Here is a 22,577-nt window from a genome sequence, read left to right on the forward strand (position 1 = left end):
AGCAAAGGACTATTGCCCCTATCCGAAAAACATGAACCTACGCCCTTATTACGATTCATCCATTCAAAAGGCCAAGGCCGTTGAAGAAATTCGAGAAATTTTTCGTTATAAATATCTTATCTTTCAACTGACTCGACGAGATATCCTGGCGCGGTATAAACGATCATTCCTTGGCATTGCCTGGACGATGCTTAATCCTTTGGGAATGATGATCGTGATGAGCATCGTTTTTTCGCGTTTATTCTCATCCATCCCATCCTATCCTGCTTATGTGCTCAGCGGTCTGATTGCATGGACATTTTTCTCCCAAAGCACCAATGCGGCGATGAGTGGAATTATCTGGGGTGGCGGGTTAATCCAACGAATTTATGTGCCGCGAACCTCTTTTGCCATATCCGCAATTCTCACGGCATTGGTCAATTTATCGTTATCCGTTATTCCGTTATTATTGGTTATGTTCGTGATGCGGGTGCCAATATCCTGGCCGATTTTGTTCCTTCCCGTTTCGATGCTAATTTTGGCAGTCTTTTCTTTGGGAATTGGATTGATCCTTTCCACAATGGCGGTATATTTCCCGGATGTGGCTGAAATGTATCAGATTGTCTTGATCGCATGGATGTACCTGACACCAGTGATCTATCCTGAGGAGATTATTCCGGAACAATTCTCAGCCCTTTATCATTTGAATCCAATGTATCAATTGATTCGGCTTTTTCGACTGCCAATTTATTATGGACGTTTGCCCACGGTTGAAGAAATTCTGCCGGCGATCATCGTCAGTGTGGTGGTTTTGATCATTGGTTGGCTTTACTTTACTTCAAAGTCAGATGAATTCGCCTATCGGACATAATAACGCATTGAGAACAATAGCCATGGATTTTTCGGATCAAAAAGAAATTATTCGCCTTGAAAAAGTATCTGTTCAATACCGCATCCCTGAAGAGAGGATGGGTACTTTTAAAGAATACGCCATCCGTTTTCTTCAGAGAAAATTACGGTTCAATACTTTTTGGGCATTGCATGACGTGGATCTTTCGATTTATCGGGGTGAAGTTTTTGGCCTGATCGGGAAGAATGGGGCTGGAAAAAGCACGTTATTAAAAGTAATTTCACGTGTCTTACGGCCCACAAAAGGAAGAATTATTCTTTATGGAAAAGTGGCTCCATTGCTTGAATTGGGGGCTGGCTTTCACCCGGAACTCACCGGCAGAGAAAATGTCTTTTTGAACGGTGCCCTGTTGGGATACAGCAGGCGGGAAATGGAAGCGTGTTTCGACCAAATTGTGGATTTTGCGGAACTCCGCCCATTTATCGATGCCCCGATTCGCACCTATTCTTCAGGTATGTACGCCCGGCTTGGCTTCGCGGTTGCCACAGCCTATATTCCTGAGGTTCTGGTGGTGGATGAGATCTTAAGTGTTGGCGATGAAGAATTTCAAAAAAAGTGTTTCGCGCGAATTAACGAGTTTCGTGCGAAGGGATCGACAATCATCCTAGTCTCTCACATGATGACCCAAATTGAAAGCCTGTGTCAGAGAGCCGCCTGGTTGAGAAATGGAAAATTGGAAATGGTAGGCGAACCATCCAAAGTGGTTGAAGCATATCGGGGTGCATCATCTTAGGTTCAAAAATCGACATCCGTTTGAGATCGTACTGGACAGCGCACAGGATTGAAAGCAGACTCAGAGAGTGGTTTTATACTAAGATAAATCGCATAGTAAACTGATGCCCTATCATTTATCCGTCTTCGTAGGGAATGAATTCTCCTTTTATCCAGCAGACTTGCGATCCAGCCCGGTGTTTCCTGGGTGGCGAAGCCAAAGGTATGAAGGATGATATAATCTACCCGGAGAGAGCCCCCTTCAGGTGATTTAGTGGTTGATCATTTGAGGTTCTTTTAGGATAGGAAAAGCCTGAAAGCTCATCAACCTGACGTGCATCCAAGGCATTTCAGTTGAGCACAGGTGAAGTTGAATTTTGCATTGTCTCGACTCATCATAGAAATAACAACGAGGATGAGATATGCCGGTTGAACAGATCATCTTTTTTACCCATAATCGGGTTCCCACAGCCCATGAGCAAATTCGGGTATTCAGCCCTTTAAAAAAAGCCGGCATGGAAATACTTCAAGGAGTACAGGGTGATAAGCTAAACCTTGAAGGAATCCAGGATGCTCAACTAGTCCTGTTTCAGCGCGATTTCTCCAGGAAATTTGCCGAGTACCAATCCGTGATGATGCGGGCCCATGAAGTTGGAGTCCCAGTAGTGCTTGATCTGGATGACCACCTCCTGGCGTTACCGACCAATCATCCGGACAGACTTTCTAAGGTCTTTACCGGCAGTTTGGTGGCGTTATTTTGCGCCATCATGGAAGTGGATGCAATTACCGTGACGTCACCGGCTCTCAAAGAGGTCCTCGAGCCATACAACCCCAACATTTATGTATTACCCAATTATCTCGATGCGGACATCTGGCACTTTCGCCAGCCTGAACCGGCGAGCAATCCGGATCCTACTCGGATTCTGTTTATGGGTACGCCAACCCACAGGCCAGATCTCGAGATGATTTCGGATGCATTGGTTAATGTGGCTGAAAAGTATAACGACCATATCTCATTTATTTTTTGCGGCGCTGAACCTCCGGAAGAGCTGGCTGGTTACAAAAATACACGCTACATTCCCATGCAGATTCAGGGTTATCAGGCATTTGTAAATGAAATTCAGAAAATCGAGGCTGATATAGCCATTGCGCCATTGGACAATAACCTGTTCAATCGATGCAAAAGCTCACTCAAATATTTGGAATATTCGGCAATGGGGTTGCCGGGTATCTATTCAAAAGTGACCCCCTATTCCGCTGTAATCGATGATGGGAAGATGGGGTATCTGGCAGAAAGCAATGATGAATGGGAAGAGAAACTCCGTCTTCTCGTGGAAGATCGTTCCAAAAGACAGGATATGGTTTTTCAAGCCCAAGAGGATTTGCGTGACAATTGGATGATCGAGAATCACGCAATCGATTGGAATAATGCTTTCGATCAAATTAAATCCAAGAATAATTTTACAGATTCCGGCGCACATCCCTATTGGATGATCTTGAATTCGATCGCCACCCAACTGGAAGAAGATGAAGCAAGATTTCAGAGTCTTGAAGATCTGAGGAGAATTATCTCATCTCAGGGCCAGGAAATTGATGAAATGAGAAAGAAGAACCTGGTGATATCCCTGGAAAACCAAAATTTATCCACTGCGCTGGATGCAACCCGGTTGGAAGTCGTAAATTATGCCTTGAGTACCAGTTGGAGAATTACCCGTCCCCTGCGAAAACTGGGCCGATATTTAAGGAGACTCTGAATGAGGATGGACTGTTACGAATATTGGGTGATTAAAAAAAGTGGCTCATTCGATCCGATCTATTATCTTCTTAACAACCCGGATGTCCGGGTTGCAGATGTTGACCCATTGATGCATTTTATCAAACATGGTTGGCAGGAGGGGAGAAGTCCATCGAAAGATTTTAATGTCAATTTTTATCTGGATACAAATGCAGATGTCAAATCTTCTGGGATGAATCCTCTGGTTCATTACATTCGTTACGGGAAGGCTGAAGGAAGATCATCCCTGTCGGGAATAACATATAGCAGAAAGCCAAGACTCTTCCGAAAACCAAATGCTTTAATTAGCAAAAGATTGACGAAAAACATTATTAATATGTCCGTTTCTTATATACGGACGTATGGTTTTAAGGTTTTCATAAAGAAATTAATTAACAACCTTTTACCCAGGGTAAATACTAAAGATATATCCGCTGGACGATCGCTGCGAATTTACCACGATAAATTCATATCAAATCCGATACTTGTAGAAAAAGAAATTCAGCCGCTGGATGTCAAAATTTCTGCCGTTATACCTACAAAAAATGCGGGAAGCGAATTCGAATTTCTCATAAAAATGCTCAAACAGCAAAAAGGCATCCGAGAGATCGAATTGGTAATTGTTGATTCAGGCAGCACAGATGATACTTTGCTAATTGCCAAACAACACGGTGCCAAAATCATTCAAATAAAACCAGAACAGTTTTCACATTCCTTTTCTCGCAATTTGGGTGCTGAAAATGCGAGTGGAGATTACTTGCTCTTTATGGTGCAGGATGCACTGCCGCCTAGTAGAACCTGGTTATATGAATTATTTATTATTCTAAAAGATAAAAATGTAAGCGCTATATCATGCGCGGAATCGCCCCGGGAAAATGCCGATCTGTTTTATCGTTTTTTATGCTGGAATCATTACAACTTTCTTGACGTCAATAACGGGGATCGAATTTTTCAACTGCCTGAATCCAAGGATCAGGTATCGTTAAGGAAAAATGGCCAACTTTCCGATTTGGCATGCTTAATCTCGAAAGAAACCTTTTCAGAATATAAGTTTCGGCGAGATTATGGCGAAGATTTGGATCTGGGGCTTAGACTTATTAAAGATGGGAAGAGAATCGCTTTCTCGGGAGAGATTCGCGTCATTCACTCACACAACAGGCCTGCTTATTATTTCTTGAAACGTGGATATGTCGATAATCTATTCCTTAAGGATATGTTCAGCGATTTTGTCATTCCCAAGATCGATCAGGAGGATTTGATCGCAGATATTGCATTTACATATGAATTCGTAAACGATTTTATTCAAAAAGATTTGGAATCGTTAAAATTTCCTATTGAAAATTCGGCATTTGAAGATTTGGTTGTTAGGGCATTCGAAAAATGTAATGGACAAACTTTCCCTTCTAAACTGACTCGCCAAATGCCCGACTACAAAGACCAACAGTTTGTTACTTTTGTGGAGGAATTAATTAATCAGGGAGGTTTCAAGAAACAGAGGCAAGAATACAATGGGATTCTCGTCCCTGCGTTGTTTACTCATGTAAATATTATGTTGGATTATTTGGATACAGTTTATAAATATATTGGTGAAAATTTGGCAGAAGAAATAAAGACTTGTCTTTTTAAACAACTAGGCATTATGATCGGTACCTATCTCGCGTTTGGGTATTTGAAAAGAACGGGAAATGAACCAATTGATTTAGAGAAGTTACACACGATACTCAAGGCAGGAGTTTAACATTGAAGATTTTATATCTCGTCCACCAATTTTATCCAGAATTTCAATCCGGTACAGAGAAGATCGTATATAACTCCGCCTTCATGACACAAAAAAATGGCAACGAAGTTAAGGTTATCACATATGGATTTTATCCAAAGGATTTTTTTACTCATTCGGAAAATGGAATTTTGTGGAAGGAATTTATTTATCAAGGTATACCTGTTTTGGTATTTCAATATGAAGAACAGCCATTCGATTTACATATCTCGCTAGCGGATCCTCAATCATATGAATTCGCAAAGAGAATCATCCTGAGAGAATCTCCGGATGTGGTCCATGTCGGTCATCCAATGCGGGTCCATCAATTTATCAGAGCCGCAAAAGAACAACATATTCCAATCCTAATCACGCTTACAGACTTTTTCCTGATTTGTCCGAAGGTTATTTTGGCTCCAACAAAAGATTCTCTTTGTTCAGGCCCAGAGAAAGGTTTGGCTTGTAAAAGATTCTGTGGTGAAATCGATGCTAAATACATTCGAGAAAGATTGATTGAAGGAAGAAATATTCTGGAAAGCGCAGATGTTCTTGTCTCTCCTTCCAAATTTCTGGCTGAGACATTTCTTAAAGAAATAGATGATTTACAAATTCAGATTAACAATCATGGAATCCGATATGGAAACATAGCATCGAACCAGAAGATTTATTCTCAAACCACATCGATTTTGTTTGGCTTTACAGGATACATTCAATACCATAAGGGTGTTCATATTCTCATAAAGGCGTTTAGGGGCATCAAGAATTCAGATACGAGATTGTATATTTATGGGCCTGGAGAAGAAACTTTTTTACGACAACTGAAAGAAATCGCGAATAATGATGATCGGATTATCTTCAAAGGCCCTTTTCTTCCTGAACAGCTGGCTGAAATATTCCAGGAGATTGATGTACTGGTAACCCCTTCCATATGGTACGAGAATTATCCTATGGTATTACATGAGGCGCTTGCCAGCAACGTGCCGGTGATTGCCTCTGATTTAGGTGGAATGTCAGAAAAGATTAAGAATGGTTTTAATGGTTTAACTTTCATTCCGGGGGACGTCGAAGACCTCCAGAATAAGCTGAGTTTAGTTATCAATCATCGTGAGTTAATAAATCAATACAAAGAAAACATTAAGAACAACATGGTCATTCCCAATGTGGAGCAAGAGGCTTACTGGTATCAGCGCGTTTACCGCGCATTAGGTGATCGTGAAGACTTAACAGATGAGAAAATGGGGCGCTGAAGCGCCTTGTTGACTTCGATGTTCAGAACAGATTTTTTAACATTCTCAGCCAATGACGAGGATTAGGATGTCAAGTTCAACTGATGCGATTCGGGAAACGAAGGTACGCGATTATTCCAAGATTGTATTCGTTGTAATGCTTCTTTTCTTCTTTGCTTATGGTGTGTTCATTGCGCGAACCTTGGATGGCGGCATCATTCCGGATGAACAAGCCCATTTCCTTTTTGCGAAACATTATTCCAATACCTTGGGGATCCCTCTCGACACGACCGAGACCATAACCACAGGTTGGAATATCGCGCACAATCCTTTCTTGTTCTACTGGATCAGCGGACGAGTGATCAATTTCGTCCAACTGGTATATCCGAAGGTGAATGACTGGCAGTTACTGGTGATTCTGCGATTGGTCAACCTGGTCTTTTCTCTGGGTAGTATCCTTTTCTGTTATCGTATCTCGAAAGAAGTAATCAAGAATAAATGGTACCAGCTTCTGCCATCTTTCTTACTCATCAATACCTTAATGTTTGTGTTCGTTGCGAGCGGGGTGAACTATGACAACCTTGCCGTATTGTGCAGCATGGGTGGTCTATATTTCCTGTTGCAGGCATTAATCGGGAATGAATTCTATACGAACAGTCTGGCATGGATGATGTGTATTAGTTTCGGTACCCTGGTAAAATTCACGATTTTGCCACTGGCCTTGATTATGTTCATCGTCTGGTTAATCTATACCTTAAAGAATCGTAAATCGATTTTCCCATTGCCCATGGCTGGCTGGAAACGACTCTTGATGATGGTAGGTTTGATATTACTCATCGGGGGAAATCTCGCCATCTATGGGTACAACCTGGTTACCTTCAAATGGATACTTCCGAATTGTAATAACATACTTTCGGATGCACAATGCGAACTAAATCCTTACCTGAAACGGTATCGAGAACAAGCTTTGGACCATAAATTATCGGTGGCTGAGAGTATTGACCTGGGTTATCCTGATCCAGTTGAATATGTGGCCTATGTATGGGGCCCCCTGATGTTTGATCGGACTTACGGAATTGCAGGACATAAGGTTTATTATCCAGCCTATATTACCTGTTTTCAATTGCTGTTCGCCTGGGGCGTTCTGTTGGCAGTCAGGTACTGGAAACGACCAACTTCTAATATCATTAACGCAACGGTTATATCCATTGCTTATGCGCTTGTCTTGATCGTTTTTAACTATAATAATGAATTGATATATGGATTCAAGAATTATGGGCTGACAGGCCGGTACCTCTTCCCTGTTATTGGATTGGTCTATGGATTATACGGGTATACGATTGAGCAAATCAGAAACAAGCCCATTCAAATAATAACCCTGCTTGTGACTCTTGCCCTGTTCCTGGTTGGAGGGCCAATCGAATTTTTATGGCATTACAACACCGTATTCTCAACCTGGTTCATCCACTAAACAGGTATTGAGAATGTGTCCAGGAGATCAAGAATTTATAGCAGTGGTGCTCTTTGGTTTTTTGGGTATATTTATTGGCTCAAGCGCTGACCGTTATTGTCGCTAGTCTCTGAGTCGAGCCTGCAGAATCGAGTTCATTCCCAGTAGATACGCGATGGGACCTGTTGATTGATCCCGCGCTGCGCGCGAGCATGGGCAAAGCCGGGCGAGAGCGGGTGATGGCAGAGTTTACGGATACGTTGATCATTCGTCAAATACTGGAAATTTACCGACGGTTGCTGCCTGAAAAAAGTGCTATCCTATGGGTTGAAAAGGATTGAACGAGGGAATCGCGATGGAATATCGAAATCTTGGACAGACGGGTTTGAAGGTTTCTGAATTGTGCATGGGCAGCATGCAGTTCGGTTGGACGGCCGATGAAGGAACCTCTTTTGTCATCCTGGATCGCGCCTTCGAGGCGGGAATCAATTTTATCGATACGGCGAATGTCTATTCACGTTGGGCGGAGGGCAATCCAGGCGGCGTTTCGGAAACGATCATCGGTAAATGGATGAAAAGCCGGGCGCTCTCGCGCGACCAACTGGTCATTGCCACTAAGGTTCGCGGGAAGATGGGGGATGGCCCCAATGATGAGGGGCTTTCACGGGTGCACATTTTGCGCATGGTCGAGGATTCGTTGCGCCGTTTGCAGACCGATTACATCGATCTTTATCAGACCCACCATGTGGATCCGCGTACGCCCATCGATGAAACGCTGGGGGCGATGGATACTCTCGTTCGCCAGGGAAAGGTGCGCTACATCGGCTGCTCGAATTATCCAGCCTGGCAGTTGATGGAGGCGTTGTGGACCTCGGACCGGTTGGGCCTGGCGCGCTTCGACAGCCTGCAACCGCATTACAGCCTGGCCTGGAGGCGCGAATTCGAGCAGGAACTGGCGCCGGTGTGCAAGAAGTACGGGATCGGCGTGATTCCTTACAGCCCACTGGCAGGCGGATTCCTGACCGGAAAATACAGGCGCGATCAGACCGATGCCGACAGCGTGCGAAACGTCAGCCGCTACTTCAGCGAGCAAAACTGGAACATGCTGGATGTGCTGGCTGAAATTGGCACCGCATTGGGCGGAAAGACCTTATCTCAAGTAGCCCTGGCCTGGCAACTGAGCCAGGAAGTCATCACCAGCCCGATCATTGGTCCGCGCAAACTGGATCAGTTGGAAGACAACCTGGGAGCCGTGGGATTGCGTTTGGACGAGCAGGCGATGCAAAGGTTGGATCAAGCCTCGAATTGGAAATGAGCCGGATGAGAGCCACCTTGCAAGAGGTGGCTCTTTTTTTGATCTGTGATCATAAAAATTACAATAATGTAATTGACAATTATATTATTTCTACATATTATTAAAGCATAAGATAACAATATCATTGAAAGGATAGCTATGATCCCTACGCCCGGTTCTTCAACGGATAAACTCACGGGCCTGCTGACCCGCAAAGCTTTTTCTGATCTGTTCGATGAAGCTTTGGAAATCCACAAAGCCGGTGATGTACCCCTGTCGTTGGCTTTCATTGACATCGACCATTTCATGCAGATCAACGAGACTTATGGACACGCGGCCGGCGATGAGGTGTTGGTTACCCTTGCCAGTGTCTTGCGCGAATGCGGCGGATCGAATGCGGCGGTGTGCCGGTACGGCGGGGACGAATTCATGATCCTGCTGCCCGACACCGAACGCGAGCAGGCGTTTTTGTTGATCGAAAAACTGCGCAGCGATATGACGCAACGGGCTTTTGACTTCAAAAACGACCAGGAGCAGCTCGATGGCATTTCGATCAGCGCCGGCATTGCCAGTGCGCCGATCGATGGGCGGCTCAAATCGGAATTATTCCGCAAGGTCGATCAGGCGCTCTACCGCGCCAAGGCTACCGGACGCGGGAAGGTCCGCCTGGCTTACGACGAACGCATGGTGCCGAAGACCAGCCACTACACCCAGACGCAATTGGAACGCCTGAGCAATCTAGCGGTCGAACGTCAGGCCGGCGAGGCTGAGCTCCTGCGCGAGGCTCTGGATGACCTGATTGCCAAATACGGGGTCAATGAAATCGAACGTTAAGGTTCAATCTGCTAAATGAAACGGCCATCTCGATGGATTCGGGATGGCCGTTTTTCTTTGCAGAGTCTGATATCTACTGAGGGTTGCCCAGGCGAGCGCGTTCCTCTGCGACGATAGAAGGATCCAGTTTCTTGAAGAGCGGCGCAGGCTGTTGGAGGGCGCGCCCGGGTTCGATCTGGCCGGGTTTCCAGCATCCGGAAGCTTCGCCGGGGTTGTATCGCAGGACGTTGTGATCGCCCAGGTTATCCTGAATGGTCTCGACCTTCTGGGTTCCGAAGAGCGGCTGCGTATAGCCGAGGTAGGTATGCAGGCGTTCGCAGGTAAAGGGTAGGAAGGGAGCGAACATTGTCTTCAGCGAGTCGATGGCCCGGATGGCGGTATAGATGGTCCGGCCGGCGGCTGCCTTGTCTGTCTTGACCGCCTGCCAGGGCGCCTCACGATCGAGGTACTTGTTGACCTCGGTGGCCAGGCGCATGGCTTCGGCCAATGCAGCGCGAAGATGGACGGCTTCCATCTCTTTACCAACCGAGTCGAATCCGGCCTCGACGGTCGCGAGCAGTTCGTTATCGGCCGGGGTGAGTTCACCGGGTTCGGGGATGTGGCCATCCCAGTGTTTGTAACAGAAGGAAAGCACGCGATTGGCCAGGTTACCCCAGGTGGCGACCAGCTCGTCGTTGTTGCGGTGCAGGAAATCTTCCCAATCCCATTCGGTGTCGCGGTTTTCGGGCATGTTGACCGTCAGGTAGTAGCGCAGGGCATCCGGGTCGTAGCGACTGAGGAAATCCTTTCCCCAGACAGCCCAGTTGTGGCTGCCCGAAATTTTCCGTCCCTCGAGGTTCATGAACATGTTGGCGGGTACATCGTATGGCAGGGTGAGGGGTTTGCCGGTTTCACCGGAGTAGATTTCCAGGAACTGAGCGCCGGTGCCCATCAATTGGGCCGGCCACCAGGCGGCGTGGAAAAAGATGTTGTCTTTGCCGATGAAATGATAGGCCTTCGCGGAAGGATTCGTCCACCAGTCTTTCCAGTCATTGGAATGGCCGCTGAACTGGGCCCATTCGATCGCGGCCGAGAGGTATCCGATGACCGCTTCGAACCAGACGTACAGGCACTTGCCTTCCCAACCCTTCAAAGGAACCGGAATGCCCCAGTCCAGGTCTCGGGTGATGGCGCGCGGTTTGAGCCCTTCGCTTTCGATCTGGCCGAGCGATTGGCCGATGACGGTTTCGCGCCAGTAGGATTTGCGTTCGCGCAGGTATTGGGCTACGGCGGGTTCCAGCTTGGAAAGGTCGAGGTAGAAATGGACCGTGTCGCGCAGTTCCGGGGTGGAGCCGTCGATCTTGGAGCGCGGATTGATCAATTTTTCCGCTTCCAACGGATTGCCGCAGTTATCGCACTGATCCGAGCGGGCGCCTTCCGCGCCGCAAATGTAGCAGGTGCCCTCCACATAGCGGTCGGGCAGAAAGCGATTGCTGGTGGGCGAGTACCATTGCGCGCTGCTCTTTTCGTACAGATAGCCGTTCTTTTGCAAGGCCAGGAAGATCGATTGCGAAACCTTGAAATGGTTTTGCGTATGAGTCGTTGTGAAGAGATCATAATCGATGCCCAGCTCTTGAAAAAGGTCCAGGAATCCGTTGTGATACTCTTTGTAGACCGTTTCGACAGAAACGCCGCGCGCATCGGCTTTGAGGCTGACCGGGGTACCGTGTGAATCGGTACCCGAAACCATCAACACGCGGTCGCCATTCAGCCGGTGATAGCGGGCAAAAATATCGCCGGGTAAGTGCGACCCGGTGATGTTGCCGACATGGATTTCAGCATTGGCGTATGGCCAGGCAACGGCTACTAAAATGGTTTCAGTCATGGTTCACCTCGAATTGTAAATCGATCGTATGCCCGATTTTATCACGAAAGAACCGCTATAATACCAGCATCCTGATCGTGCTCTCGGAGTATATCTCATGCCGCATGCGATTCGCGCCCGTTTCAAACCCTCACCGTCGGATTTTGTCAGAGCAACCCTGGCTTTTTACTTTACCCAACGTTCGATTCTCCTCCTAATGGTGGTTTCATTGCTATTTGTCGCGCTGGCGGCACCCATTTCACTGATCTATCTGGCCCAGGGAAGCCGGATCGCCATTTTCATCCTGGTGATTGTCTTCGGATACTTGCTGATTGCGATCGCCACGCTGGCCGCGCCTCTGATGCGAATTCACAGAATCGCCGGCCAGGACGAGCGGATGCAGGCTGAGACGACCTGGTCGGTTGAAGCGGACCGGATCGAGGTCCGCAATCGCTTCGAAAAAACCGAGCTGGTGTGGGGAATGTTCGATCGCCTGATCGCCGCGCAGGGATACCTGATCCTGGTTTATGCCGATAATAAGCGTCAGTTTACTTTTCTGCCTAAACGCGCTTTCCAGGATCCAGCCGATGGTCTGGCGTTTCAGAAACTGGCGCGTGAAAAACTCGCCTGATGGTAAGAAAGAGTTAATAAAACTCTAATGCTCTGTTTCTATTCTGTTAATCTTGAATCGGTAAACTAATTTTTAAATCCATACGGAACCTCCGGATTGGGTTTGGGAAAAACGGAAAACGGTTTGGAAACAGGGTAAGTAAAACAGGCAGTTGATCGGCTGCCTGTTTTGCTTTAAGTGTTCGTAATGAGAACAATGGTTTGATTGTTGTATAATGATTACGAGGCATCCTGCAGAGCGGGGTACAAGGTAACGGACAGCTTACGAGGCTAAAAAATGAATTTCCTGATCGATCCCAATCTTGCGTACGTGCTGTTGGTGTGCGGATTCGTTCTGGCTGTTTTGGCGTTGTTCACGCCGGGAACCGGTCTGCTTGAAATTGGGGCTCTGTTTACATTGGCTGTGGCCGGCTATGGCATCGCCACCCTGCCGACTAATTGGTGGGCGCTGGTGATCCTGGTGGTGGGCATCGTCCCGTTCCTGTTCGGGCTGCGTCGTAAACGGCAATGGGGTTTTCTCGCTCTATCCCTGTTGTTGATGATTGGCGGATCGATATTTCTATTCCGTAATGCCCAGGGCACGCCAGCCGTCAACCCAGCTTTGGCCGTGTTATTGTCTGCGGCGGCGTTGGGTATCCTGTGGATCATCGGCCGGCGGGGGCTGGAAGCGGCTCGCCTGCGCCCTTCGATGGATTTGGGAAGATTGATTGGAAAGACCGGCGAGGCGCATACGGATGTGTTCTCAGAAGGCAGCGTTTACGTGGGCGGCGAAGAATGGACAGCCCGGAGCGAGGTTCTCATTCCTAAAGGGGCGGCGGTTCGTGTCATCGGAAGAGAAGGTCTGGTATTGCTGGTCGAAGCAGTACCCCCCAAGTCCTGATCCCATAACGATCTGGACGGTTCAACCCATTTCAACGGAGGTCATCCATGAATAATCTTACACTACTCTATTGCCTTTTCGGCTTCATCGCGCTGTTGCTGGTGATTTTTCTGGCAGCAGCCATCAAGATCGTGCCTGAATACCAACGCTTGGTGGTCTTCCGCCTCGGCCGCTGTATCGGCGCACGCGGCCCGGGCCTGGTCCTGTTGATCCCCTTCGTCGATCGGGGCGTGCGAGTCGACCTGCGCGAACAGGTGCGTGAGATCCCGGCCCAAACTTCGATCACGAAGGATAACGCGCCCATCTCGATCGATTTCCTGTGGTACTACAAGATTTTTGACCCCGTTGAGAGTGTCTTGCAGGTAGGCAATTTCGAACTGGCTGCCCAGGGTATTGCCACGACCACACTGCGTTCCGTCATCGGCGGTATCATGCTGGACGGTGTGCTTTCCGAACGCGAGACGATCAACGCCGCGCTGCGCACCCGCCTGGATGAAGTCACCGAACGCTGGGGCGTTAAAGTGACCAACGTCGAAATCCGCGAGATCCTGCCGCCGCGGGATGTGCAGGACTCGATGAACCGGCAGTTGACGGCTGAACGAACCCGCCGCGCCGTGGTCACCGAATCGACCGGTACGCGCGAAGCCAATATCAATGTTGCCGAAGGTGAAAAACAGGCCGCCATTCTGCGGGCCGAAGGTGAAAAGCAGTCCGCCATCCTGCGCGCTGAAGGTGAACGCCAGGCGCAGCTTCTGCGCGCCGAAGGCTATTCTGCAGCGTTGGATAAAATCTTCAGCATCGCCAAGACGGTCGATGGGAAGACGCTCACGTTGCAGTACTTCGAGACTCTCAAGAACATGGCGGCCAATCCGTCCACCAAGTACATCTTCCCGATGGAATTCACCAGCCTGCTGGATAATTTCATCAACACACGCAAAGAAACCAAAGAGTAAGCTGTTTGCAGCTTGCCCGTGGGATTGCTGTGCGCTAATCCTGACTCAACAGAACTTCCCACCCCCTTCTGGCGTTGTCCGGAGGGGGTGGGATTGCAAACCGGATGCCTGTGAATGGACCGATTACGATTTGAACTTCTGCCGGCCCGGATCGGCGATTTGAATGCATTGCATCACCTGGAGCATGAATGCTTCATACAGGATGCCTGGCCCCTGTTGGACCTCATGGGGGTGTTGACCATCCCCGGAGTGGTGCGCATCAAAGCCATCATTGGGAATGAGATGGTCGGTTTCATTGCCGGTGAAATCGATCGCACCCGAAAACAGGGCTGGATCACCACGGTGGGCGTCCTGCCGCAATACCGGGGTCAGGGGATTGGCACAGCCCTGCTGGAGGCCTGCGAACAGGCCATGAACATGCCGTGCGTGCGATTATGTGTGCGTTGTAGCAACCAGACGGCGTTGAACCTGTATGCCCGCAACAACTACCATCAGGTGGAACGCTGGCAGGCTTATTATCAGGATGGAGAAGATGCCTTTGTACTGGAAAAATGTCGTTGACTTTCCCGGAATTAAGATATATGATTAGTTAAGGAGCTAAAAGATATTCGCTATGCGAGTCGCTACCGCCATAATCTTCCAGGCAAGACCCAGGGCACGCGTCTGAACGCGTGCCTTTTTGCTACTTACCCACCCCTTTGAAAGGAGATCGCAAATTATGGACTACGGGATGATTGGCAAGATCGAGAAAGCCAAGCGATATGCTCAGGAACGCAACAGGTTCCATTTTAAATCAATGCAGGTTGTAGTCGACGGGGATAATAATCCCCATACGGTATCTTTTGAGCGTGGCGAGTGGCAGTGCGATTGCGCTTTTTTCTCAACGCGTGGTCGTTGTGTGCACACCATCGCGCTGGAAACCATCCTTGAAGGAATGATTAACGGCTTACCGGTCGAATCCTGATCTCTGACAATCGAATAGAATATCCCAGAGCCGGGCGCTACCTGGCTCTGATTATTTAAAATAACCGATCTATGGATATAATCTAGAGGATTGGCCTGATCAGGAGAAGGCGATGAATCTGGAGACTCAACTCACTGCTGGCGAACGAGATCAGTTACAAAGTCTGAATACCCCCTATCGTTTGCAATTATACCTGGACAGACTGCCCTACGTTGCTGAAGAACGCAACCGCAGCCCGCTGGCTGTCCTGCGGGATGGCCAGTGTCATTGCTACGACGGCGCGTTATTGGCCGCAGCCGTGCTCCGGCGCATGGGACAGGCGCCGCTGGTCATGAATTTATGGCCCGAGCCGGGATTGGATGACGATCACGTGCTGGCGCTTTATCGGGTGGATGGGTGTTGGGGCGCGGTGGCAAAATCGAATTACAGCGGCCTGCGCTTCCGCGAACCGGTCTACCGTTCACTGCGCGAGCTGGCGATGACCTACTTCGAGGTTTATTACAACCTGGATCGGATCAAGACGCTGCGCAGTTACACGCGGCCCTTCGACTTGAGCCGTATGGATGCCCTTGAATGGGAAACCGATGAGGGCGGCGTAGCGGCCGTCGAAGATCATCTGCACCACCTACGCCGGTTCGAACTGCTCACTCCGAAAATGATCCAAAGCCTTTCGCCGGTCGACGAGCGCGCCTATCACGCCGGCATGCACGGGACCAATATCGAGCAGTCTTTCGGTCGGCGCGAAAATCCATAAGCATTCATTTCGCCAGCAATACAATCATCACTGCCAAATAGGCATGGATGATGAACGGGTAGAAAAAGGATTTCGTGCGCCAGGCAAGGTAGCCAAACGCACTGCCGCCAAAAATGCAGCTTAAGGTTTCCAATTCAGGTTTCCCAAAATGCATCAAAGTAAAGGGAATTGCCTGAATCAGGATTGCGTAAGGCCCCATGATTCGGGCCAGCGTAAAGAGCAGAAATCCGCGAAAGAAGAATTCCCAACCGATCATTCCCAGCGTCGTCCGGAAGATGAAGGGTAAGGTTTGGCCGGGAGACGCGGAATAGTACTGCCGGAATTGGTCCAGCCGGAGGATGAAGGGCAGGATGAACGTGAGTCCGAGAATACTGATGGCGCTGATGGACAATCCCAGTTTCCAATTGCCCGGACGCAGGCCATACTCCGCGGGTGATTCTCGAAAAACAAGCAGAATAAACAATACCGGCAGGATGAAATAAAAGAGCGCCATGTCCTGGCTGAAATTCTCGAACAGGTTGTGATAATGGTCCGTCACCATAATCAGCGTGGACAGGATGATGGCGCCGATCGCCTTCCAATCGATGAGAGGATGAACTCGTCCCACGGTTTCCTTAATCGCATTTCACATGGGCGGCTTTGGAAATCATTATTGGGCAGAATAGGGGGCCTTTGTATCGATGGAGCCGACGAAAACCGGCAGTTTGGTGTGCCCCAACATCTGGCGAATGGCCTGATTTTCACCGTTGTGATACCAGTAATGGTAAATCACGCGCTGCAACATATTGCCGTAAATGGGCATATCGTCCTTTTTTTGGACGTGTTCGAGTAGGATTTCCGTTGTGAGCGCCTCCAGCCAGGGATCCACGGCGGCTGTGATTTCGCGCCAGGCGGCGAGCACTTCGGGCAGCGGCGGCGTACTGGCCGGCGCCCCATAGGCAAAGGCTTTGTGAATCTCGGGGAAAAGCAGGCTGCCCTGTGGATAGAAGAGAAAATATTTTTGTTCCTGCCAGGCCAGATGCCCGACATTCCAACTGATGCAGTTCATCGGCGACAGGCGTTTACGCGCATCCGTATCGGTCACTCCGCGTATTCCGCGCATGAATTCGCTGCGCGTAAACTGCAACTGCGTGGCAAGGGGGTGAAGGGACATTTTTGCGGCTCCTTGTGAAGTCTCAAATTGATATGATGATCCATATTATCACGAAAGAGAGATCGCAAGAATTAATCGATCCAAATTCTATTCTCTCCCGGCGTGTTCAAACGCCCGGGTGGGGCGAATACAATTCATGGAAGAAAGAAAACAAGGTGAAGAGGAAATGGTAATCCGAGTCGAAGGGACCGGCGCTGGTTGCACGCCGGTCCCTTAACCCAAAATGAGGAGAAAAATGGATCAGCAGCCTTCCGCGAAGGCATCGACAACAGGGCGGATATCGGGCATCATCGGGAACAGAATGGGGCAGGTGACGCCGGCATCGATATATTCTTTTACCTTGGTGCGGCATTCCTGGGTGGTGCCGACGGCCATCAATTTTCGCACCACATCCTCGGGGATTTCCTTGCTGGCCCGAATGTAATCTGCTTCGGTAGCGGGCCAGCCCAGGATGGACTGTACTTTTTCGAGCAATTCGTCGCTCACGCCGCTGGCTTTCATGATGTGCGGTTCGGTGGCCAGGTAGTAGGCGACCAGTTTCTTGGCTTCGGCCATGGCGGCATTGGGATCCTTATCCGATAAGCTGCACACCAGCAGTTCGGGCAGGTCGATTTCCTGCATCGAGCGGCCCGCTTTTTCGGCGCCCTTTTGAACCAGCGATATGGCATGCCGGATATAGTCCACCGACACCACATAATTCAGGACGACGCCATCTGCGATTTCACCGGCCATTTCGAGCATCTTCTCGCCGGTTGCGCCGATGTAAATGGGAATATCGCGCACCGAACGGTCGCCGTATGCCACATCGAGCTGGACGCGATCGAGGTTGACGAACTGCCCGTGATAGGAGACTTCCTGCATCGAAAAGAGCTGGCGGATGGATTCGATGTTTTCGCGCATGGCCTGGAGAGGTTTTTCGCGCTTGACCCCGACCCGGCTGGCGATGGGCTCCCACCAGGCGCCCAGGCCCAGCATGACCCGGCTACGGTCCTGATACTTACCGCCCAACTCCCACATGGTGCTCCAGGTGGCGGCAATGACGGCCGGGTTGCGCGTCCAGATCGGCAGGACGCCCGAGCCAAAGCGCAGGCGTTTTGTCTGCGCCAGGAAGGCGCTCATCATGACGATGCAATCCCGCGCCAGGCGCGTATCCGCCTGCCAGATTTCGCTGAAGCCGCGATCTTCGGCGTATTTGACGATTTCCATTTCGTACGGAATATTGTGCTTATCCTGCAGGTAAAGTGCAAAACGTGTGTGCATGGTGGCTCCGTGGTTCCCGTGAAAAGATCAATCTCTGGCTTTTTCCCACAGCCGGTTGGCCTGAAGGTGCAAATCGCGCCGCAGGTCGCTTTCATCCCAACCGGCAGGCTGCCCGGCCTGATAAAGAGTCTTGCCGGCGGTCATGACCAGGCGAATGTGCTCGGGGTTGCGATACAGGATCAACTGATCGTACAGGTTCCATTCCCCGTCCGGTGTCGGAAAATCGGCGTCGATGAGTTGAAGATCGGCCTGCCAGCCCTCTTGAATGCAGCCGACCTTGTTCAGATTTAAGGCCTGAGCCCCGCCCAGGGTCGCCATTTTCCAGACCAGACCGGCCGGCATGACCGCGGGGTCCTGCCGGTGAGCCTTGTGGATGAGGAACGCGCTCCGCATGACCTCGAAGAAGTTATCGATGTAACTGTCGGTCCCGAGGCCTACGATGGCGCCTCTGGCGGTCAATTCCGGCACCGGCGCAATTCCACCTCCGACCTCGCAATTCGAAAGCGGCATGTGCGCGACGCGTATTCCGCGGTCGGCGATCAAATCCACCTCATGCGGCGATAACTGGACGCATTGGGAGGCCAGCATGCGATTGCCGGCCACGCCCAGATCAGCGTAATATTCGATCGGGCGCTTGCCGTAGTTCCGGACCGCTTGTTCGGGTTCGTACGTTCCCTCCGAACAGTGCATGTGGACCAGACAGTCCAGCTCCGATGCCAGATCGAAGGCCGAGGCGATCATTTCCGGGCCGCAGGTGAATGTGGTATGAAAACACATCAATCCCTGCACCAGGCCGCCCATCCGTTTCCGCTCGCGAATGAAATCCGCGTTCTCGCGCAGGCCGAGTTGCGCGTTTTCCGGGCTGACCCTTTCGGTGGTTTCGAACGAGAGGAAGGCACGCTGGCCGAAGCGCTCGACGATTTTCGCCTGGACATTCAGGCAGCCCGGCAGCGAATGGGGTCCCTCGAGGCAATCGTAGAAACTGGTGACGCCGCTTTTGATCATTTGAACGCACTGCCAGGCCGTGGCGGCTTTCAGCATGTCGTGGTCGATGCGGTCTTCGACCATCGGCCACCAAAAATCGTGCAGGAACGGCCAAAAACCGGCCGGCGCTTTGCCCAAGGGCAGGCCATGCGCCAAAACGCCATACAGATGGGTGTGGGCATTTACAAAACCGGGCGAAAGGACCTGGCGGGGTGCTTCGAGGACGGTTGAGTTCGGGAAGTTTTGGCGGAGATCGGCGTTTGGCGCCACGTGCGTAATGACGCCGTCATTGATGCGCACTCCCCAGTAATGCAGGGGCGGCTGTGGAGCAACGCTAATCAGCCATTCTGGCAGGATCAACATGGAGGGCATGCTTTTCACCTCGGCCTAACCGCCTGAGACGGCGGGAAACAGCATAATCGCGTCGCCGTCGCGCAGGATTTTTCGAGAGTCGGGTTGGCCGACCAGACGCCCGTTGACAAAGACTTTCAGGTAATTGCTGAGGTCGCCATTTGGCAGCAGCAGCGTTTGAAAGGCCCCCGGGTATTCGGATGCCAGCTTTTGGATTGCTTCGAGAAGCGGCGTGCCTTCGGGGACGGTTTTGTGAATCTGCCGGGCTCCCACTGCATCGGCCAAAACATTGTAGAGAAAAAAGGAAATCTGGATCATAAAGGATCTCCCGGCCATTCCGTATACGGCGCCGCCCATCCCAGGGTGTTGTAAATGGTTTTGACGGATTCGGAATGAATCCCGCATTCCAATTGCGCAGCAATGTCCCCCAGGCCCAGGCGTTCGAGCGTTTCAACCGTTGGCAGGCCGTAAATGGGATCCCAGCCGCGCAGGGCGTAATAATCCTGCAGCATCTTGCCCAATTGACAGACACTGCCGCGTGCATTTCCCGAGGGAGATGGCATGGCCGTAAAACGCCACGGCAGGGTATCGTCGGCCCGGGTGATGCCGTGCAGCGCGTTATAACAGCGCTGCAGGTTGTAGATGCGCTCGCCGATGACCTTCAATCGGTCCACATCCAAGTCCAGGCCCGTTGCAGCCTGAATGGCTTCGGCCTGGTCCTTCCAGTAAATTTCGGCCATGACAAAGGTGCCGCCCGATTTGCAGTTCCCGCTCGAGTCCACAACCGCGCCATAATCCTCACCGTCTTTCACCAGCATGGCCTTATGCTGGACGGCCAGCGGATTGACCAGGTCGGGCAAGAGACTGGAGTCGTAGCGTTTGAGGGCTTCGTCCGGAGTGCCGGATTCATCCAGAACGGGGAATGCTTTGAGATGGTCGGCGCCGCGCGAGGACGTGGCATGGGCGAGTCCCATCGACTGCTGGGCGCGACCGTCCTGGGCCGGGATATCCTGCCCCTTGACATGCATGGCGTAGCGCTCGGAATTGCGGCCGTACCATCTGGCAGCCCGGGCCGCACCTTCGGCCAGCGTATCTCCCAGCGCGCCTTCCCGATAGGCAATGCGCCGTAGCAATTCCAGCAGGGTGTGATAATTGCCCCAGGACAGGTCCAGGCCATCGCATTCGGATTCTTTTAAAATTCCCTTTTCCCACAATTCCATGGCAAAAGAAATGGCGTTCCCGGCCGAGATGGTATCCATTCCCAAATCGTCGCAAATTTCATTACCCTTGAGAACCGCGGGCAGGTTGTGGTTGCAAACGCGCGCGCCGAAGGCGTTGAGCGTTTCGTATTCGACGCTGGTGGTCAGGGTGTCTTTGAATTCACCGTTTTCGACGGTGTATACCTTGTCGCACCCCAGCGGACAATTGAAACATGCCGTGTCGCGATCGAGATGTTTCTCGCGCAGGGTCTCACCCAGGATATCATCGATGGCTTCGTAACTGCCGTAGCGGAAATTCTGGGTCGGAAATCGACCGATGGGCTGCATCAATGCAACCAGGCCGGGGGTGCCGAACAGGTGGGTCGACTTGAAGAAGGGGTGTTTGCGCAGGTTTTGTTGGAGTTGCGCGGTGAGGGCGATGAGCTTCTCCGGATCGTGCATGGGAATCGCACTGTGGCCTCTGACCGCGATGGCCTTCAAGTTCTTGGATCCCATCACGGCGCCCATCCCTGAGCGCGCGGCGCTGCGGCGCGGCGTCACCTGTATGCTGGCATATCGCACCAGGTTTTCGCCTGCCGGGCCAATGGCGGCGACTTTCAGGTCGGGGTCATGGTGGCGCTGCCTGAGCCAGGTTTCGGTGTCGAAAATACCCTTGCCCCAGATTTCATCCGCCGGACAAAGAGTCACCTGCTGGTCGCAAATGAAGAGGTAGACCGGGGTTGCGCTGCGCCCTTCGAAGATGATCAGGTCGTACCCGGCGAATTTGAGTTCGGGTCCAAAATGACCTCCGGCGTTGGAATCGCCATAAATACCCGTCAGGGGGGATTTCGCGATGAATTCCAATCGTCCGGAATTGGGCATGGAGCTGCCGCACAGCGGACCGGTGGCAACGATCAATTTATTTTCCAGGGAAAGCGGTTTTACCCGGGCAGGCACCTCATCCCATAAAATCTTCACACCGATCCCATTCCCGCCCAGGTAATTCTCGACCCAATCCAACGGCAGGATATCTTTTTCGATCGTGCCGTTCGTCAGGTCGATCCGTAGATATTGCCCCGCATATCCCTGATATTTGAGAGATTTCATGCAGGCTGCCTTTCGGATCGCTCACTTTTCTTTACGGCCCTAAAAGGTTCCAGAGCGGATCGAATTTGCTCGAAGGTGGCGGCTGCCGCAGCGCTCGACTCGACGGCTTCGATGGCGCCGTTCGGGCACACTCGAATGCACCACGGATCACCGCCGCACTGGTCGCATTTCAACGACACGGCGACGCCGTTCTTCCCACGGCCCGACAGGCGATGAAAATGGATGGCGCCAATCCCGCAGGCGCGCACGCAGCGGCTGCAGCCGGTGCACAGGCTTTCGTCGATGATGACGGCTCCGCAGGCGTGGAGTGAAATGGCGCCCTGTGGACAGGCCTGAATGCAGGGTTTCTCGTCGCAGGGCAGGCAGACCACCGGCAGGATCGTCTGGCGACTTTCGGTCTGGTAAACCCGAATTCTTGACAGCTCGGGATTGACGCCTCCCTCGTGCGCCAGGGAACAATACACCACGCATGCCAGGCATCCGGTGCAATTGTCGGGTTTGATCGAAAAAATCATAGGCGCTCCTGACCGCAGCAATATCCGCTGTTCCCGGCTGGCCTTTCATG

The 22,577-nt window shown here is 50.9% G+C and carries 22 protein-coding genes; 14 read left to right on the top strand and 8 right to left on the bottom strand.

Going from position 1 to position 22,577, the window contains the following annotated elements; all coding sequences use genetic code 11:
* The first annotated feature begins 31 nt into the window (after positions 1-31).
* From LARV_RS08585 to LARV_RS08620, 8 genes are all read left to right on the top strand, one after another.
* On the top strand, positions 32-850 hold the full coding sequence (locus LARV_RS08585; RefSeq protein WP_083522440.1) for an ABC transporter permease: 819 nt from the start codon (positions 32-34) through the stop codon (positions 848-850).
* Positions 851-872: 22 nt separating this feature from the next.
* Positions 873-1,622, top strand: coding sequence for an ABC transporter ATP-binding protein (locus tag LARV_RS08590; protein ID WP_075073247.1), 750 nt, complete (start codon positions 873-875; stop codon positions 1,620-1,622).
* Positions 1,623-2,022: 400 nt separating this feature from the next.
* The gene (locus tag LARV_RS08595) at positions 2,023-3,354 is read left to right on the top strand and encodes a glycosyltransferase (RefSeq protein ID WP_075073248.1); all 1,332 of its coding nucleotides are present in this window, start codon (positions 2,023-2,025) and stop codon (positions 3,352-3,354) included.
* Between the two features lie 6 nt (positions 3,355-3,360).
* On the top strand, positions 3,361-5,112 hold the full coding sequence (locus LARV_RS20350; RefSeq protein WP_201785902.1) for a glycosyltransferase family 2 protein: 1,752 nt from the start codon (positions 3,361-3,363) through the stop codon (positions 5,110-5,112).
* 2 nt (positions 5,113-5,114) lie between these two features.
* Positions 5,115-6,377 carry a glycosyltransferase gene (locus tag LARV_RS08605; RefSeq protein WP_075073250.1) on the top strand — a complete coding sequence of 421 codons (1,263 nt, stop codon included), beginning with the start codon at positions 5,115-5,117 and terminating at the stop codon, positions 6,375-6,377.
* Positions 6,378-6,444: 67 nt separating this feature from the next.
* A complete protein-coding gene (locus LARV_RS08610) occupies positions 6,445-7,827 on the top strand; it encodes a hypothetical protein (RefSeq protein WP_075073251.1) in 1,383 nt (460 codons plus the stop codon).
* A 334-nt stretch (positions 7,828-8,161) separates the two neighbouring features.
* Positions 8,162-9,121, top strand: a complete 960-nt coding sequence (locus LARV_RS08615; RefSeq protein WP_075073252.1) for an aldo/keto reductase — start codon at positions 8,162-8,164, stop codon at positions 9,119-9,121.
* A gap of 138 nt (positions 9,122-9,259) precedes the next feature.
* Entirely contained in the window at positions 9,260-9,934 is a 675-nt protein-coding gene (locus LARV_RS08620) for a GGDEF domain-containing protein (protein WP_075073253.1), read from the top strand.
* A gap of 73 nt (positions 9,935-10,007) precedes the next feature.
* On the opposite strand, the gene metG is transcribed toward LARV_RS08620, so the two are convergent.
* A complete protein-coding gene (gene metG, locus LARV_RS08625; protein WP_075073254.1) occupies positions 10,008-11,798 on the bottom strand; it encodes a methionine--tRNA ligase in 1,791 nt (596 codons plus the stop codon).
* A gap of 97 nt (positions 11,799-11,895) precedes the next feature.
* On the opposite strand from metG, the gene LARV_RS08630 reads away from it, so the two are divergent.
* From LARV_RS08630 to LARV_RS08655, 6 genes are all read left to right on the top strand, one after another.
* Positions 11,896-12,408, top strand: a complete 513-nt coding sequence (locus tag LARV_RS08630; RefSeq protein WP_075073255.1) for a YcxB family protein — start codon at positions 11,896-11,898, stop codon at positions 12,406-12,408.
* 276 nt (positions 12,409-12,684) lie between these two features.
* Entirely contained in the window at positions 12,685-13,287 is a 603-nt protein-coding gene (locus LARV_RS08635) for an NfeD family protein (RefSeq protein ID WP_075073256.1), read from the top strand.
* 47 nt (positions 13,288-13,334) lie between these two features.
* Positions 13,335-14,240, top strand: a complete 906-nt coding sequence (locus LARV_RS08640) for an SPFH domain-containing protein (RefSeq protein ID WP_075073257.1) — start codon at positions 13,335-13,337, stop codon at positions 14,238-14,240.
* Positions 14,241-14,354: 114 nt separating this feature from the next.
* Entirely contained in the window at positions 14,355-14,801 is a 447-nt protein-coding gene (locus LARV_RS08645; protein ID WP_075073258.1) for a GNAT family N-acetyltransferase, read from the top strand.
* A gap of 157 nt (positions 14,802-14,958) precedes the next feature.
* Positions 14,959-15,204, top strand: a complete 246-nt coding sequence (locus tag LARV_RS08650; RefSeq protein ID WP_075073259.1) for a hypothetical protein — start codon at positions 14,959-14,961, stop codon at positions 15,202-15,204.
* 112 nt (positions 15,205-15,316) lie between these two features.
* Positions 15,317-15,958 carry a hypothetical protein gene (locus tag LARV_RS08655; protein ID WP_201785903.1) on the top strand — a complete coding sequence of 214 codons (642 nt, stop codon included), beginning with the start codon at positions 15,317-15,319 and terminating at the stop codon, positions 15,956-15,958.
* A 4-nt stretch (positions 15,959-15,962) separates the two neighbouring features.
* Here the strand turns inward: LARV_RS08655 and LARV_RS08660 are convergent, their stop codons facing one another.
* From LARV_RS08660 to LARV_RS08690, 7 genes are all read right to left on the bottom strand, one after another.
* Positions 15,963-16,565, bottom strand: coding sequence for a CPBP family intramembrane glutamic endopeptidase (locus LARV_RS08660; protein ID WP_075073260.1), 603 nt, complete (start codon positions 16,563-16,565; stop codon positions 15,963-15,965).
* A gap of 42 nt (positions 16,566-16,607) precedes the next feature.
* Positions 16,608-17,111, bottom strand: coding sequence for a DinB family protein (locus LARV_RS08665; protein WP_075073261.1), 504 nt, complete (start codon positions 17,109-17,111; stop codon positions 16,608-16,610).
* A gap of 240 nt (positions 17,112-17,351) precedes the next feature.
* On the bottom strand, positions 17,352-18,371 hold the full coding sequence (locus tag LARV_RS08670; RefSeq protein ID WP_075073262.1) for an LLM class flavin-dependent oxidoreductase: 1,020 nt from the start codon (positions 18,369-18,371) through the stop codon (positions 17,352-17,354).
* A gap of 27 nt (positions 18,372-18,398) precedes the next feature.
* Entirely contained in the window at positions 18,399-19,727 is a 1,329-nt protein-coding gene (locus LARV_RS08675; protein WP_075073263.1) for an amidohydrolase family protein, read from the bottom strand.
* Positions 19,728-19,742: 15 nt separating this feature from the next.
* Positions 19,743-20,024 carry a MoaD/ThiS family protein gene (locus LARV_RS08680; RefSeq protein ID WP_075073264.1) on the bottom strand — a complete coding sequence of 94 codons (282 nt, stop codon included), beginning with the start codon at positions 20,022-20,024 and terminating at the stop codon, positions 19,743-19,745.
* A complete protein-coding gene (locus tag LARV_RS08685; RefSeq protein WP_075073265.1) occupies positions 20,021-22,012 on the bottom strand; it encodes an aldehyde ferredoxin oxidoreductase family protein in 1,992 nt (663 codons plus the stop codon). Before LARV_RS08685 ends, LARV_RS08680 begins: the two co-directional genes overlap by 4 nt.
* A complete protein-coding gene (locus tag LARV_RS08690) occupies positions 22,009-22,527 on the bottom strand; it encodes a 4Fe-4S dicluster domain-containing protein (RefSeq protein ID WP_075073266.1) in 519 nt (172 codons plus the stop codon). The genes LARV_RS08685 and LARV_RS08690 overlap by 4 nt, the downstream gene beginning before the upstream one ends.
* Between the last annotated feature and the right edge of the window lie 50 nt (positions 22,528-22,577).

Source organism: Longilinea arvoryzae (assembly GCF_001050235.1).
Taxonomy (GTDB): domain Bacteria; phylum Chloroflexota; class Anaerolineae; order Anaerolineales; family Anaerolineaceae; genus Longilinea; species Longilinea arvoryzae.